Annotated in this window: 12 protein-coding genes; 5 read left to right on the top strand and 7 right to left on the bottom strand. The window is 69.4% G+C overall.

Annotated features, from left to right (window positions below):
• Window positions 1-93: 93 nt before the first annotated feature.
• Complete coding sequence (locus AB0I04_RS29990) at window positions 94-1,155, top strand: helix-turn-helix domain-containing protein (protein ID WP_360891630.1); 1,062 nt, start codon at window positions 94-96, stop codon at window positions 1,153-1,155.
• A 32-nt stretch (window positions 1,156-1,187) separates the two neighbouring features.
• On the opposite strand, the gene AB0I04_RS29985 is transcribed toward AB0I04_RS29990, so the two are convergent.
• From AB0I04_RS29985 to AB0I04_RS29975, 3 genes are all read right to left on the bottom strand, one after another.
• A complete protein-coding gene (locus AB0I04_RS29985) occupies window positions 1,188-3,185 on the bottom strand; it encodes a prolyl oligopeptidase family serine peptidase (protein WP_360891628.1) in 1,998 nt (665 codons plus the stop codon).
• Window positions 3,186-3,665: 480 nt separating this feature from the next.
• Window positions 3,666-4,310, bottom strand: a complete 645-nt coding sequence (locus tag AB0I04_RS29980) for a response regulator transcription factor (protein WP_360891625.1) — start codon at window positions 4,308-4,310, stop codon at window positions 3,666-3,668.
• Window positions 4,301-5,845, bottom strand: a complete 1,545-nt coding sequence (locus tag AB0I04_RS29975) for a histidine kinase (protein WP_360891622.1) — start codon at window positions 5,843-5,845, stop codon at window positions 4,301-4,303. The genes AB0I04_RS29980 and AB0I04_RS29975 overlap by 10 nt, the downstream gene beginning before the upstream one ends.
• 196 nt (window positions 5,846-6,041) lie before the next feature.
• Here AB0I04_RS29975 and AB0I04_RS29970 point away from each other — a divergent pair, with 196 nt between their 5' ends.
• The 4 genes from AB0I04_RS29970 to AB0I04_RS29955 all read left to right on the top strand — a co-directional run bounded on the left by AB0I04_RS29970 (window position 6,042) and on the right by AB0I04_RS29955 (window position 10,985).
• Window positions 6,042-6,755: an ABC transporter ATP-binding protein gene (locus AB0I04_RS29970; protein ID WP_360891619.1), complete on the top strand. Its 714-nt coding sequence runs from the start codon at window positions 6,042-6,044 to the stop codon at window positions 6,753-6,755.
• Between the two features lie 3 nt (window positions 6,756-6,758).
• Entirely contained in the window at window positions 6,759-8,528 is a 1,770-nt protein-coding gene (locus tag AB0I04_RS29965) for an FtsX-like permease family protein (RefSeq protein ID WP_360891615.1), read from the top strand.
• Window positions 8,529-8,707: 179 nt separating this feature from the next.
• Entirely contained in the window at window positions 8,708-9,856 is a 1,149-nt protein-coding gene (locus AB0I04_RS29960; protein ID WP_360891613.1) for a monooxygenase, read from the top strand.
• A 64-nt stretch (window positions 9,857-9,920) separates the two neighbouring features.
• On the top strand, window positions 9,921-10,985 hold the full coding sequence (locus tag AB0I04_RS29955) for a Rieske 2Fe-2S domain-containing protein (RefSeq protein ID WP_360891610.1): 1,065 nt from the start codon (window positions 9,921-9,923) through the stop codon (window positions 10,983-10,985).
• A 151-nt stretch (window positions 10,986-11,136) separates the two neighbouring features.
• Here the strand turns inward: AB0I04_RS29955 and AB0I04_RS29950 are convergent, their stop codons facing one another.
• The 4 genes from AB0I04_RS29950 to AB0I04_RS29935 form a co-directional block, all read right to left on the bottom strand.
• The gene (locus tag AB0I04_RS29950) at window positions 11,137-12,060 is read right to left on the bottom strand and encodes an amino acid ABC transporter permease (protein ID WP_360891607.1); all 924 of its coding nucleotides are present in this window, start codon (window positions 12,058-12,060) and stop codon (window positions 11,137-11,139) included.
• A gap of 5 nt (window positions 12,061-12,065) precedes the next feature.
• Window positions 12,066-12,755, bottom strand: coding sequence for an amino acid ABC transporter permease (locus AB0I04_RS29945; RefSeq protein ID WP_360891604.1), 690 nt, complete (start codon window positions 12,753-12,755; stop codon window positions 12,066-12,068).
• 73 nt (window positions 12,756-12,828) lie between these two features.
• The gene (locus AB0I04_RS29940; protein WP_360891602.1) at window positions 12,829-13,683 is read right to left on the bottom strand and encodes a glutamate ABC transporter substrate-binding protein; all 855 of its coding nucleotides are present in this window, start codon (window positions 13,681-13,683) and stop codon (window positions 12,829-12,831) included.
• An 84-nt stretch (window positions 13,684-13,767) separates the two neighbouring features.
• Window positions 13,768-14,550: an amino acid ABC transporter ATP-binding protein gene (locus tag AB0I04_RS29935; RefSeq protein ID WP_360891599.1), complete on the bottom strand. Its 783-nt coding sequence runs from the start codon at window positions 14,548-14,550 to the stop codon at window positions 13,768-13,770.
• Between the last annotated feature and the right edge of the window lie 80 nt (window positions 14,551-14,630).

The raw sequence follows: 14,630 nt of genomic DNA, 5'->3' as shown, positions 1-14,630 counted from the left end.
GTGACGTCGCGGCGGAAGATCCACAGTGCGGCGCTTTCACGTCATTGACGTGCTTTGGCCCGCTGAGCGGCCCGAGCTGGCAAGATCAGCTTTGTGCTGGATGCTCTCGGCCTGGATTCCGCGGACGAGGCCGTCTACCGCAGCCTCATCGAGGTGCCCGGAGCGTCGGCCGACGCGCTCGCGGCATCGACCGGCCTGTCTCCGCAGCAGGTCAGGGCCTCACTTCGCGTGCTCGAGGACGCGGGGCTGGTGAGCCGGATGTCCGGCCAGCTGGAGAAGTACATCGCCGCCCCACCGGACGTCGCCCTGGAGACCCTCGTCCTCGAACGCGAGGCGGAGCTCAGCCGCGTCCGGGCCGCCGCGCGGCAGCTGGCCGAGACGTACCAACGGGCGCTGGGCACCCGGCACCCCGCCGAACTGGTCGAGATCGTCGCGGGCCGCGAGGCGGTGATGCAGCGGACCGAGCAGCTGCAGCGCGGCGCCCGTCACGAGGTCCGCGTCTTCGACCGCCCGCCGTACGTCAACCAGCCCCACCTGCCCAACCACGTCGAGCTCGAGATGCTCCGCCGAGGGGTCGTCTACCGGGCGGTCTACGACCGCGCCAGCCTCGAGGTGGACGGATGGTGGAAGGGGCACCACGAGCCGATCGCCGCCGCGGGGGAGCAGGCGCGCGTCATGTCAGGCGTTCCCATGAAGATGATGGTCGCCGACGACCGGCTGGCCATCGTGCCCTTGCGGATCGACGCCTCGGCCATCGAGAGCTGCGCGATCGTCCACTCCTCGGAGCTGCTCGACGCCCTGTGCGCGCTGTTCGAGACGCTGTGGCGGCTGGCACTGCCCCTGCGGGTGCCCGGCGACGACACCGCCGACGTCCCCGGGGCCGGCCCGACACCGTTCGAGGCCCAGCTCGTGGCGATGCTCACGGCCGGCCTGGGCGATGAGGCGATCAGCCGGCAGGTCGGCCTGAGCTACCGCACGCTGCAGCGCCGCGTGCGGGACCTGATGACACGGCTCGGCGCGCGAACCCGGTTCCAGGCCGGTCTGCAGGCGGCCTTCCAGGGGTGGGTGACGCCGCCCGCCGCCCGCCCGGCCGACGACACCCGCCCTCCGGTACCCGGAGACGACGCTCGGCCGGAGCGCCCCGGCACCGGATGACCGGCCGCCGCCGGTGCCGCGGACGGCGGGGGTCAGTCGGTCGCCTGGGCAGCGCCCGGCTCGGCGACCTCCTCGGCGCCGCTCGGCGGGTCGACGGTGAGCTCGATCGAGGGCACGTCCTTCGGCTCGAACCCCAGGGTCCGCCCGTAGAAGGCGAGCTCGGCCTCCAGGCAGGCGACGACGGTGCCGGCCCGCCGGAACCCGTGCGACTCTCCCTCGAACGCCAGATACGCGTAGGGCATCTTCTTGTGCGCCATCGCCTCGGCGAACCGCTCCGACTGGGCCGGGGCGACGACCGGGTCGTCCAGCCCCTGCAGGAGCAGGACGGGGCAGGTCACCTCGGACGCGCGGGCGATCGGGGAGCGCTCCTCGTACGTGCGCTCGAAGCCGGGGATCGGGCCGATCAGCCCGTACAGGTACGTGGATTCGAAGTCGTGGGTCTCCTTGAGCCAGTTCTGCGGGTCGGAGATGCCGAAGTAGGACGTGCCGGCCTTGAACAGGCTGCTGTGCGTCACCGCGCACAGCGTGGTCCAGCCGCCGGCGCTGCCGCCGCGGATGGCGAGCCGCTCGGGGTCGGCGGTACCGCTGCGGATGAGCGCCTCGGCGGCCGCGACGCTGTCCTCGACGTCCACGACCCCCCACTGGCGGCGGAGCCGTTCCCGGTAGGCGCGGCCGTAGCCGGTGGAGCCGCCGTAGTTGACGTCGATGACGCCGACGCCCCGGCTGGTGAAGTAGGCGATCTCCAGGTCGAGCACGCTGGTCGTGTGGTCGGTCGGGCCGCCGTGCACGAACACGACGTACGGCGGGAGCTCGCCCTCAGGTGCCTGGAAGCCCGGGTTGGACGGCGGGTAGACGTAGGCGTGCACCGGGCGGCCGAACGGGCCCTCGAGCTCCTGAGCGCGCGGCAGCGGCAGGTAGGCCGCCTCCGGCGGGGTGTCGAGCTCGCTGCGCAGCACCTTCGACTCGCCGGTGTCGGCGTCCACGACGACGACCGACCACGGGATGTCGGGGGCGCCCGCGATGCCGACGATGCTCGTCCCGTCGGCGGACAGCTGGGGCTTCCAGTCGGTGTACGGCAGGTCGAAGTCGACCAGATCGGCCGTCTCCGGGTCGTACAGGCCGAGCCGCTGGTCGCCCTGGCCGTGCAGCACCGCGATCCGTCCGTCGTCCAGGACGGCGTACGGGCGGCCGCCCAGGTTCCAGAGCGGCGCGGCGAACTCCTCCTCGGCCGGGTACAGCGCCTGCGGCGACTCGCCGTGCAGGCCGATCTCGTAGAGGTTCCACCAGCCCGGCCAGTCCGACACGACGTACAGCCGCGACTCGCTCAGCCACGTCGGCGCGAGCGCGGACTCGCTCAGACCGCCCTTGACCGTTCGCGGCCGGTCGAGCGTCCCGCTCTCGTCGAAGGCGGCGACCCGGATCTCGGTGCCGTCCCAGGGCATCCGGGGGTGACTCCACTGCATCCAGGCGAGGTGGCCGCCCTCCGGCGACGGCGTGGGGAACGCGTAGAAGTCGGCGCCGCTGACGAGCTCCCGGATCGCCTGGGCGTCGTCGGCCGCGCTGCCGTCGACGGGCACCGCGACGATCGCCCGGCGTACGCCCGCGGTCGTGTGACCCTCGCAGACGCACCAGACGTGCTGCGCGTCGGGGGCCAGGGCGAAGTCGGCGTACCGCAGGCCGGCGGGCTGGGCCGGCTCGGGCGTCAGCGGCCGGGGCAACTCACCGGGGGTGAGGCGGTAGAGCCGCTGGTCCTCATAGTTGGCGAAGACGACGTCCCCGTCGGGGAGAGGGAGGTAGGACCGCCCGCCGTACTCGTTCACGCGCGTGCGGGCGTCCCACGGCGCGGGCAGCAGGTCGACACCGGATCGCACGATCGTGGTCCGGCCGCCCTTCTCCGGGCGGGTCTCCTGCCACCACACGCGATCACCGTGAATGGTGGGAAAGCTGAGCCGCAGTCGCGCGCGGGCCACGTCGGCGGCGGAGATCGGAGAGGACCAGGATCCATAGGGAGCGGTAGCGCGAGCGGTCATATCGGAATCGTCTCGCAAACAGGACGCTGATGGGACCTCGAACGGTGACTTGACAGCTACGATCATGAAACGCAAACGGGCCGGTGGATCACCACCGGCCCGTCCGTGTCCCGTCGGCTCAGCTCGCCGACAGGCTCTCGCCGGACGGGCCCGCGCAGGGGTCGGATCGGGTCGGCGCACCGGTGACGAACGCCCGGTCCGTCGGGCTGTGCGGTGTCGCCCATTGTTCGCAGAGTTCTTCCAGTTCGGCGTGGGTGAGTTCGCCCGTGGCCGGAGCGGCCAGGTCGGCGATCAGGAGATCGCACGTCCCGATACGCGGCCGGGATCACCGCCTGCCGGTCCGGCGCGCCCCGCTCCGGAGGTCCTCCCTAGAGCGGTCTGGGCTGCGCTGGGCTGGACCTGGGGAGTACGCCTGGGGGCGCGGCGATCAGCATCCCCCTGGTGGCCAAGACGGGTGGGATGAGGCCGTTTCGGCGGGGGTCAGCGGTTCAGGTGGGCGAGGACGGCGAGGACCCTGCGGTTGTCGTCGTCGGAGGGCTGGAGGCCGAGCTTGAGGAAGATGGAGGCCGTGTGCTTGACGACGGCCCGTTCGGTGATGACCAGTCGCTGGGCGATGGCGGCGTTGGACCGGCCTTCCGCCATCTGGGCGAGCACTTCGCGTTCGCGTGGGCTGAGCGCGGCGATGGGAGCGGTGGCGGAGTTATGGTCCAGCAGGCGCGCGATGACTTCGGGGTCCATCGCGGTGCCGCCGGCGGCGACTCGGCGGACGGCATCGACGAACTCGGCGCTGCGCAGCACTCGGTCCTTGAGCAGGTAGCCGATGCCGCCGGTGCCTTCGGCCAGCAGCTCACGGGCGTACAGCTGCTCGACGTACTGTGACAGCACCAGCACCGGAAGGCCGGGCACCTGGCGGCGGGCCTCCAGCGCCGCCCGTAGGCCCTCGTCGGTGAAGGTGGGCGGGAGCCGTACGTCCACGATGGCCACGTCCGGCTTGTCCGCCGCCACGGCGGCGAGGAGATCGGGTCCGTTGTCGACGGCGGCGGTGACCCGCAGCCCGTGTGCCCGGAGCATGCGGGTCATGCCGTCCCTCAGCAGGAAGAGGTCTTCGGCGATGACTACGCGCACGGAATCTCCAGGTTCACCATGGTGGGCCCGCCGCGCGGGCTGCTGACGGCCAGTACACCGTCGAAGGCGGCGAGCCGCCGCTCCAGGCCGCGCAGACCGGTGCCCTGGGCGGGGTCGGCACCGCCACGGCCGTCGTCGGTGACACCAATCCGAAGCGTTCCGCGAGCATAACCGACGTCGATCCACACGTGAGTGGCGCCCGCGTGCTTGGACACGTTGGCCAGCAGTTCGCTGACCGCGAAGTACGCCGCCGACTCGACCGGCGCCGGTGGCCGGTCGGGCAGTTCACCGGAGAACTCCACCCGCAGCGGCAGGTCCAGGGCCAGCGCACGGAGCGCGTCGACCAGGCCGCGGTCGGCCAGCACCGGCGGGTGGATGCCACGGACCAGGTCGCGCAGCTCTTCGAGCGCCTTGATCGAGGAGTCCCTGGCCTCGGTCAGCAGTGCCCGCGCCGCGGCGGGGCTGGCCTCGACGAGTCCTTCAGCGGCGTCCAGGGTCATGCCCATCGCCACCAGCCGCGCCTGCGCACCGTCGTGCAGGTCCCGTTCGATCCGGCGCATCTCGGCCGCGCCGGAGTCGATGGTGTCAGACCTGGTCTGGGCGAGGTGACGGACCCGCAACGCCAGTTCGGCCTGGCGGTTCGGCCCCAGCATCGAGCGGGCGAATCGGCCGTAGACCGGCAGCAGCCTCGGACCGAGGTACAGCCCGAGCGCCACCATGGCCAGACCGAGCGGAATGGCGAGCCAGGCGGTGAGGCCGCCGGGGTTGAGCGGGGTGGCCAGCCAGTCGGTGAGCCGCTCGGTGTATGGCTGCGGCGGGAGAGGCGGTCCGGGGGGCACGGGAGGCCGGGTGAACTGGAGTGTGTGCTGCACGGGGGTGTCGAGCGCGTCGATGGTGCCCAGCCCGTAAAGGATCAGCCCGGGCGGCGCGGTGACCAGGACGCAGCCGCCGCCTGCGTTCACGGCCGCCCACAGCAGGTCCCGCCCGGTCGCGGTGTCGGTGAGCAGCCAGCGGGCGATCTGCCTGGCGCCCGGAAAAGGCTGGTAGGGAGCGGCGATGGGCACGCCGCAGCAGGCACCGACCAGTGACCTGGTCGCCCACGCCACCCACCGGATGCCCAGCACGCCGCAGAGGACCAGGGGGATCGCCAGCCACACGGCTCCGTGATCGCCACCGGGAGGCGGGCCACCGTAGGTCAGGATGGCGGCGATCGTCAGAACCGGGGGAACCAGCAGGGTGGCCCCCGCCGTCGGTCCGGCCCGACCGGCGGCCCATCGCACGCCCAACGCGGTGCAGGGAACCAGCGTGACCACCAGCCCCAGCCACAGGTGGAGGCGGTCGCCGCTGGACGGCCCACCACTGAGCGGCGCACCAGGGAGCAGAACGTCCAAGACCAGAGCCGGGGCCGCGAGCAGAATGGCGGCTCCGGCGAGCGTCAGGCCACAGAACGCCAGGCCGTACGCCAGGCCGCGGGCAGCGGCACCGATCCCGTGCCGGGGCGCCCCCGTGTTCAGGGCGGTCGATCCACCACTCACCGTGCTCTCCTCGGCCGGGTCTGTCCCGTTCATTGTGCAGGGCCACCGACTGGGCCCGCTGGGGTCCTGAGTGCCGAAGTGGAGGTGTACCTAGCTCCACTTCCGAGATGCCACCCAGCTGTGTATCGCCGTGGATCGTCCATTACCTAGCGTGATCGTCGGTTCGGGAACACCGGACCCTGCGAAGGGACAGACGATGACACCGGTACTACGCACCCGCGGGTTGCGCAAGAAGTTCGGCAGGGCGGCAGGGCTGGTCCACGCGGTGGACGGCGTCGACCTGGAGGTCACCCAGGGCGAGACGCTGGCGGTGATGGGCCCAAGCGGTTGCGGGAAGTCGACACTGCTGTACCTGCTCGGCGGGCTGGAACGACCCGATGAGGGCGAGATCGAGCTGGCCGGACGCCGCGTCGACCAGATGAGCGAACGGGCCCTGGCGCAGCTCCGGCGCGAGGCCGTCGGCTTCATCTTCCAGTCCTTCCACCTCATGGAGGAGCTCACCGCCGTGGAGAACGTCGAGCTCCCGGCGCTGCTGGCCGGACGCTCGCCGCGAGCGGCACGAGCGCGGGCCCTGGAACTGCTGGCGAGCGTCGGCCTGGCCGACCGGACCGACTTCCTGCCCACGGCGCTGTCCGGCGGGCAGCGCCAGCGGGTCGCGATCGCCCGCGCGTTGAGCCCCGACCCGCTGGTCCTGCTGGCCGACGAGCCCACCGGCAACCTCGACAGCGCCGCCACCCAGGAGGTGCTCGCACTGTTCGACAGCCTGCGGGTAGCCGGGCAGACGCTGGTCATCGTTACCCACGACCCCCAGATCGGGGCGACGGCGGATCGGCTGATCTCGATGCGCGACGGGGTGCTCGTGAGCGAGGTCAGGGGAACAACCGGCGCCTTCGCAGGGCGGAGGGACTGAGACGTGAGCCGTATCCTGGTGATTCTCCGGCTCGCCGCCCGCGACATGCGGCGGCACCCGGCCGAGGCCGTACTGATCCTCCTGGTGATCGCGGTCACCACCACCACACTGACGGTCGGACTCGCCCTCTACGGGGTGACCGACAAGCCCTACCAGCACACCCGGACGGCGACGGCCGGGCCGGACCTGGTGGTCAGCATGCGTCCCGGCCAGTCCGCCGACGCACTGATCCACGCCTCCGCCGTCACCGGCCACAGCGGGCCCTACCCGGTCGCCTCGACCATCCTCCACGCCGGTGGCCACACCACGCCGGTGATGGCGGCAGGCCGCGACCGCACACCGGCCGCCGTCGACCAGCCCACGCTCACACAGGGCAGCTGGGTGAGCGAGGGCGGGGTGGTGTTCGAGCGCAGCTTCGCCGACGCACTCGGCGTCCACGTCGGCGATCAGGTCACTTTGAGCGGGCGGACATTCCACATCGTCGGCACCGCCGTCACCGCCGCCATCCCGGCCTACCCGTCAAGCCTCTGCAACACCGGCTGCGCCGTTCTCCCAAGATCGTGGCTCAACGGCTCGAGGAGCCCCTCACCCGGCCTCGTGTGGCTCACCCGGACCGCTGCCCAGAGCCTGGCCACCACACCCGATTCACTGTCCTATCTCCTCAACCTGAAGCTTGCCGATCCCGCTGCGGCTCCGGCATTCGTGGCCGCGCACTCCAGTGACTCCGCCGCCGAATCGTCCTGGCGGCAGATCAGGGACGTGGACAACCTGGTGGTAAAGAACGAGCAGCTCGTACTGCAGGTCGGCAGCTGGTTGTTCGGCCTGCTCGCGATGGCTGGGGTCGCCGTGCTGGTCGGCCGCCGGATGGTGGAGCAGACCCGTCGGGTCGGACTGCTCAAGGCGGTCGGCGGCACGCCCGGGCTGGTCGCCGCCGTACTACTGGCCGAGCATCTGGCCCTGGCGTTGTCGGCAGCGGTGGCCGGGCTGGCGGCCGGATGGCTGATCGCTCCCCTGTTCGCCAGTGCGGGCGCCGGGCTGGTCGGGACTCCGGACACGCCATCGGTCACGCTGTCCACGATGGGGCTCGTCGTCACCGTCGCCCTGGCGGTGGCGGTGGCCGCGACACTCGTTCCCGCCATCCGAGCCGCCCGTACCAGCACAGTCGCCGCGCTGACCGACGCCGCCCGCCCGCCCCGGCGCCGGGCATGGCTGATCGCCCTCTCGGCACGGCTACCGATCCCGCTGCTCCTCGGCCTGCGACTGGCCGCCCGCCGACCCCGCCGCGGCGTCCTGAACGCGCTCAGCATCGCCGTCACAGTCACCGGGATCGTGGCGATCTTGACCAACTACTCCTTCCTGGCCGACCACCTCTCCTCCGAGGTCGACAATCCCCGCATCGACCGGATGAACCAGGTCATGGCGATGATCACCGTCCTGCTCGTCATCCTGGCGGCCGTCAACATGCTCTTCATCACCTGGGCGACGGTCCTCGACGCCAGACGCTCGTCGGCGCTGGCACGCGCACTCGGTGCGACCCCCCAGCAGGTCAGCGCCGGACTGACCGCGGCCCAGGCCCTTCCCGCGCTGATCGGCACCACCCTCGGCATCCCCACAGGCGTGCTCCTCAACAAGATCCTCAGGCAGGGCATCTTCACCGTCCCGCCCCTGTGGTGGCTCCTCGCCGTCCTGGTGGGAACCGTGCTCGCCGTCGCCGGGCTCACCGCCATCCCAGCCCGCATCGGCGCCCGCCACCCCGCAGCCGAAACACTCTGACCCTTCCCGGTCCAGGCAGTTCAGGCCCAGGTCCAATGATCAGGGTCAAGGCCGATGACGATGAAAGCGCACTGTAAGGAATGGCTGCGTACGTTCACGTGCACAGAATTCCAGATGAGAAGGGCATCATGACGAAACAGATAACTCGATTTCGGATACTCGCTTTTGTGACGGGTGCGATGACGCTGGTGGCCGCCGCGTGTGGCTCGAACGAGACGGGTTCCGGATCCGCCACCGACGGCGGAGGCCGGCACACCAGTCCGATGCACATGCCCTCCTCGGTGGCACAGGCGCTACCACTGCGGGCCGGCGAGCGATTCGTGAACCTGACTGTGCCGCAGCCCTACACGCCGTCCGCCCCCAACGGTGGCACCGATGAGTACCGGTGCCTGGTGATCGATCCGCACCTGACCAAGCCCGCGTACCTGACCGGAACCCAGTTCGAGCCCGGGAACCCGTCGATCGTGCACCACGCCATCACCTACACGATCCCACCCGAGAGCGCGGCAGAAGCACGCGCCAAGGACGCCGCGACGCCGGGCCAGGGCTGGACCTGCTTCGGTGGCGACGGCTTGAGCCAAGGTGGGGCGTGGGTCGACACCTGGACCCCGAATCACAAAGAGACGCTTCTGAAGCAGGACGTCGGATTCCCGTTGAAGCCCGGCAGCCTGCTCGTCCTTCAGGTGCACTACAACCTGCTCGCCACCGGCGGCCGTGCCGGCGCATCGGACCAGCCCAGAGTCCGGTTGCGACTGACTGACGGCACAGCCGCCACCAAGCCGCTGGCCATGGTGCCGTTGGAAGCGCCGATAGAACTGCCCTGCGCCGGCGGCGAGTCCGGTCCGCTGTGCGACCGCGCCGCAGCCATCGCGGACGTCGCCAAGCGCTTCGGCGTCGACCAAGGCTCCCGCGAGGCGCAACTGGTGAGCCGATGCAGCAAAGGCAAGCCGGTGCCCGGCAACACCCAGCACTGCGACTACCCGGTACCGCGACCCATGACGGTGTACGCGGGGTTGGGACACATGCACCTGCTCGGACGCTCGATCAAGGTGGAACTCGATCCCGGAACCCCCAAAGCCCGTACCCTGCTCGACGTCCCGTCATTCGACTTCGACAATCAGAAGCTCACGCCGCTGCCCACACCCGTCGACGTCAAGCCCGGAGACACGGTACGGGTCACCTGCACCCATGACGCCACGCTGCGTCGGAAACTCCCGGAACTGAGCAAGCTTCCCCCGCGATACGTGGTCTGGGGAGACGGCACCAGCGACGAAATGTGCCTCGGCCTGCTTTCCGTAACAGGCCCAGGCGGGAAGTCACTCAGGTAATCGCCTCTTGACTTGACGACGCCGTTACCTGGTGCCCCGACTCCGGATGGAAAGGTTGATCCTCATGCCGTCATCCTCGTCCTCCACCACCTCGCGCCGCGCGGGACCGCTGAGTGGTTTGCCGGCTCGGTTGCGGATGGATTCCCCACTGCAGTCGCCGGCGTGGGTGCTTCTGCCGCTACGCGCCTTTCTCGGTGTCACCTTTCTGTACGCCGGTCTTTCCAAGATCTTCGATCCGCACTACCTGGATGACGCCTCGCCACTCGGCGTCCACGCCCAGATGCTGCACGCCGCTGCGACGTCTCCGGTCGGCGCTGTGGTGTCGCTGAGTGCCCGCTATTCGACCGTCATGGGGCTGGCGATCGCCTTCGGTGAGGTTGCGGTCGGGCTGGGCACCCTACTGGGACTGTTCACCCGAGTCGCAGCCCTCGGCGGCGTCGTGCTCGCGCTCAGCTTCTTCCTGACGGTGAGCTGGACCACCCGGCCGTACTACTACGGAGCCGACATCGGTTTCGCCTTCGCATGGAGCCCACTGTTGATAGCGGGCGACGGCGGAGTGTTCTCGGTGATGGCCTGGCTGCGTGCGGCGGTGCGTCACACGCTGGATCTGCCGGCGCGGCCCACGCCGCACAAGAACGTGACCGAACAGGGCGACGTCGAGCGACGCGCCCTCGTGCGGGGCGGCATGATCGCGGCGGCGGTCGTCGCGGTCGCCGTCCCCATCGGCAGCGTCCTGGCGCTCGCGCGGCGCCCGTCCGGCGCCGCGGTGAGCCACGCTGGCCTGTCGCCGACTTCCACCGCGCCGGACGCCTCGCCGAGCCCAGGGACGGCCGGTGCCGGAATGGTGATCGCTGCGGTTGCCGGCGTCCCCGTCGGATCATCGAAGAGTTTCACCGCGCCGAACGGCGCCCGCGCTTATCTGCTGCACCCGGCGACGGACGCCTTCATGGCATTCAACGCCACCTGCACCCACCAGGGCTGCCCGGTCTCCTACGTCGGATCCGGTTTTCATTGCCCCTGTCACGGCTCCACCTTTGACCAGAACGGCCAGGTGACCGGGGGACCGGCGCCTGCACCGCTGATCAAGATCCCCGTAAAGGTCGTCAACGGACAGGTCACAATCGCCTGATCCCCGGTTGAGCCTTGCGCCATGACCAGCCGCGCCGCGCTGTGTCCCTTCGAACTTGGTCGCGGTGTCCTCGGCCGGCGTCATGCAGAGGCATACGAGATCAAGCGAACGGGCCGGTGGATGACCACCGGCCCGTCCGTGTTCCGTCGGCTCAGTTCGCCGACATGACCTCGCCGGTCAGGTTTGCGCCGAGCGTCTTGGCGGAGCTCTTGCGGCTGCGCCGGCTCCGCTTCTCCAGCCACGTGGCCAGGTAGCTGATTGCCAGGTTCATCGCGATGTAGAGCAGCGCGATCACCATCGCGGCCGGGATGAGGTTGCCGTACTGGGTGGGGATCTGCCGGTAGCCCGTGTTCAGCAGGTCCTCGTACGAGATGATCCAGCCCAGCGCCGAGTCCTTCAGCAGGACGACGAGCTGGCTGACGATCGCCGGCATCATCGCGGTGGTGGCCTGCGGGATGAGGATGAGCCGCATCACGCCGCTCTTGCGCAGGCCGATCGCGTACGCGGCCTCCGACTGGCCGCGGGGCACCGCGTTGATGCCCGCACGGAAGATCTCCGCCAGCACGGAGCCGTTGTAGAGCATCAGCGCGAAGACCAGCGCGGTGAACGCGGTGACCTCGGGGAACTCGCGGTTCAGCGCGTTGGCGATCGTCGGCGGCCCGCTGAAGACGAAGAAGATCAGGATCAGCAGCGGGATGGCCCGGAAGAACTCGATGATCGTCGCGGCGGGCACCCGGATCCACCGGTGGTCCGACATCCGCGCCAGTCCGAAGAATATGCCGAACACGAGGGCGAGCACGGCCCCGGCGAACGCCGCCTTCAGCGTGCCGGCCATCCCGGGGAGGATGAAGTCCGTCCAGGTCGAGCCCTGGATGAACGGCTTCCACAGCTTGCCCTGAAGCTGGCCTTCCTTGTCGAACCGGGCGACGACGACGTAGATGATCCCGAGGATGACGATCGCCGAGACGAGCGTCAGGATGTTGTTCCGCAGCCGCGCCTTGGGGCCCGGCGCGTCGAACAGGACGGACGACTCGGACTTCTTGGCCCGCCGGGGCGCCGGCTTGGTCTCTGTCACGGTTGTCACCGGACCACCGCCATCCGCTTGGCCAGCCAGTTGAAGAAGAAGCCCGTCGGCAGGGTCAGGCACATGAAGCCGACCGCGAATCCGATGAAGATCGGCAGCGTGGCGCCGTACTGCTCGAACATGTCCTTCATCAGCGAGGCCGCCTCGTAGTAGCTCGCGACCAGGACCACCGTGGTGTTCTTGATCATCGCGATCATGACGCTGCCGAGCGGCGCGATGACCGCGCGGAAGGCCTGCGGCATGATCACCATGCGCAGCGACTGGGTGAAGGTCAGCCCGATCGCCCGCGCCGCCTCCGCCTGCCCCATCGGCACGGTGTTGATGCCGGCCCGCAGCGACTCGGCCACGAAGGCCGCCGTGTAGAACGACATGCCGAGGACCGCCAGCCAGAAGAAGTTGACGGTCGACGTGTTGGAGATCCTGAACTTCAGCGTGTCACTGAGCCCGAGACTGCAGAACAGCAGGACCAGCGTCAGCGGGGTGTTCCGCAGCGTGTTGACGTAGAACGCGCCGGCGATCCGCATCACCCGGACGGGCGAGACCCGCATCGCGGTGATGAGCGTGCCGATCACCAGCGACAGGATGCCCACCGTCACCGAGATCTCGATGTTCGCCCAGAACGCGGACAGGAGCTTGCCGCTGTTGTCCGCGAGCGGACTGAAGTCGAGGAGTACGTCCCAGTTCATCTCACTCCTACCCTCTTACGAGCGGCGCCGGCGAGCCCGTGCGGCCCACCGGCGCCGATCCCGTGCCTGCGGCTCAGCTGCAGCCTTCCGGCGTGGGCGCGGTCGCGTCGAAGGGCAGGTTCGCCTTGGCGAACCACTTCTCCCACAGCTGCTTGGCGGTGCCGTCGGAGTACATGGCCTTGATCGCGTCGTTCACGGCGTTGCAGGTCTTGGTGTCGCCCTTCTTGAGGCCGACGCCGTACTTCTCGTCGGTGAACGGCGCGTTGACGACCTTGACCGCCGAGCCCTCACGGACGGCGAAGCCGCCGAGGATGGTCGCGTCGGTGGACACCGCGTCGACCGATCCGCCCTTGAGCTTGGTGATGCACTCCTCGTAGCCCTGGGCCGGGACGGTGGTCGCGGCGACCTTGACGTTGAGCTTGTTGGTGCCCTCGGTGATGTTCTTCCAGGAGTTCGACCCGGACACCGCGCACAGCTTCTTGCCCTTGAGGGACTGCACGCTGGTGATCGAGTTGTCGTTCGCCCGGACCATGAGGTCCTGGTGGGTGACGACGTACGGCCCGCCGAACGTGACCTTCGGCTTACGCTCCGCGGTGATCGAGTAGGTGGCGATCACCATGTCGACCGTGCCGTTCTGCAGGAAGGTCTCCCGGTTGGCCGACCGGGCCTCCTTGAACTCGATCTTGCTGTCGTCCTTGACGCCGAGCTTCTTGGCGATGTACTTCGCGACGTCGACGTCGAAGCCCTCGACCCCGCTGCCGGTCTTCATACCGAGGGCGGGCTGGTCGTACTTGACGCCGATGATGATCTTCTTGCCGTCCTTGGCCTTGTCGACCACCGTGGTGTTCTTCTTCGCCGCACACCCGGTGACGCTCATCGTGGCCGTCGCAAGCGCGGCGGCGACGAAGCCGAAATGACGTACTCGCATGATCTTCCCCTGCTGCTGTTGTGGAGAACCGCTCCCCGCGGTTCCTCTTCCTCGGGTCTGAGTCCGTCGAGATCTGTGAGCGCGTCAGTGCGTCAGGATCTTCGACAGGAAGTCCTTGGCACGGTCGCTCCGCGCGTTGGTGAAGAACTCCCCGGGGGTGTTCTCCTCCACGATCTGGCCGTCCGCCATGAACACGACCTTGTTGGCCGATGCCCGGGCGAACCCCATCTCGTGGGTCACGACGACCATCGTCATGCCCTCGGACGCCAGGTTGATCATGACGTCGAGGACCTCTTTGACCATCTCCGGGTCGAGGGCCGAGGTGGGCTCGTCGAAGAGCATCACCTTGGGCCGCATCGCGAGGGCCCGGGCGATCGCGGCGCGCTGCTGCTGCCCGCCGGACAGCTGCGCGGGGTACTTCTCGGCCTGCGAGGCGATGCCGACGCGCTCGAGGAGCTCCATCGCGCGCTGCTCCGCCTCGGTCTTGTCCGCCTTCCGGACCTTCATCGGGCCCAGGGTGACGTTCTGCAGGATCGTCTTGTGCGCGAACAGGTTGAACGACTGGAAGACCATGCCGACGTCGGCGCGCAGCTGCGCCAGTGCCTTGCCCTCTTCGGGCAGCGGCTTGCCGTCGATCCGGATCGTGCCGCCGTCGATCGGCTCCAGCCGGTTGATCGTGCGGCATAGCGTCGACTTGCCGCCGCCCGACGGGCCGATCACGACCACGACCTCGCCACGATGGATGGTGAGGTCGATGTCCCTGAGGACATGGTGCTCGCCGAAGTACTTGTTCACGTTCTCAAGCACCACGAGCGGTCCGCCGCCACTCACCTCGGCCTCCAAGGCCTCCTTGCCGCTGTCCGTCATGTGCGCAAAGCGTACGTCAAACGCCTGCGGTAACCCCAGAGATGAGGTACCGATCCGATCACGTTGTATCTCGCGCCTGC

Source organism: Actinoallomurus sp. NPDC050550, from assembly GCF_040655075.1.
Lineage (GTDB): Bacteria > Actinomycetota > Actinomycetes > Streptosporangiales > Streptosporangiaceae > Actinoallomurus.
The sequence above is the reverse complement of the archived record's forward strand: the minus strand, read 5'-3'. Positions and strand labels throughout refer to the sequence as shown.

Excerpts from the sequence above, each read along its gene's own strand:
- AB0I04_RS29940 (WP_360891602.1), bottom strand. The coding sequence starts at position 13,683 with ATGCGAGTACGTCATTTCGGCTTCGTCGCCGCCGCGCTTGCGACGGCC.
- AB0I04_RS29970 (WP_360891619.1), top strand. The coding sequence starts at position 6,042 with ATGACACCGGTACTACGCACCCGCGGGTTGCGCAAGAAGTTCGGCAGG.
- AB0I04_RS29960 (WP_360891613.1), top strand. The coding sequence starts at position 8,708 with ATGACGCTGGTGGCCGCCGCGTGTGGCTCGAACGAGACGGGTTCCGGA.
- AB0I04_RS29955 (WP_360891610.1), top strand. The coding sequence starts at position 9,921 with ATGCCGTCATCCTCGTCCTCCACCACCTCGCGCCGCGCGGGACCGCTG.
- AB0I04_RS29935 (WP_360891599.1), bottom strand. The coding sequence starts at position 14,550 with ATGACGGACAGCGGCAAGGAGGCCTTGGAGGCCGAGGTGAGTGGCGGC.
- AB0I04_RS29985 (WP_360891628.1), bottom strand. The coding sequence starts at position 3,185 with ATGACCGCTCGCGCTACCGCTCCCTATGGATCCTGGTCCTCTCCGATC.
- AB0I04_RS29945 (WP_360891604.1), bottom strand. The coding sequence starts at position 12,755 with ATGAACTGGGACGTACTCCTCGACTTCAGTCCGCTCGCGGACAACAGC.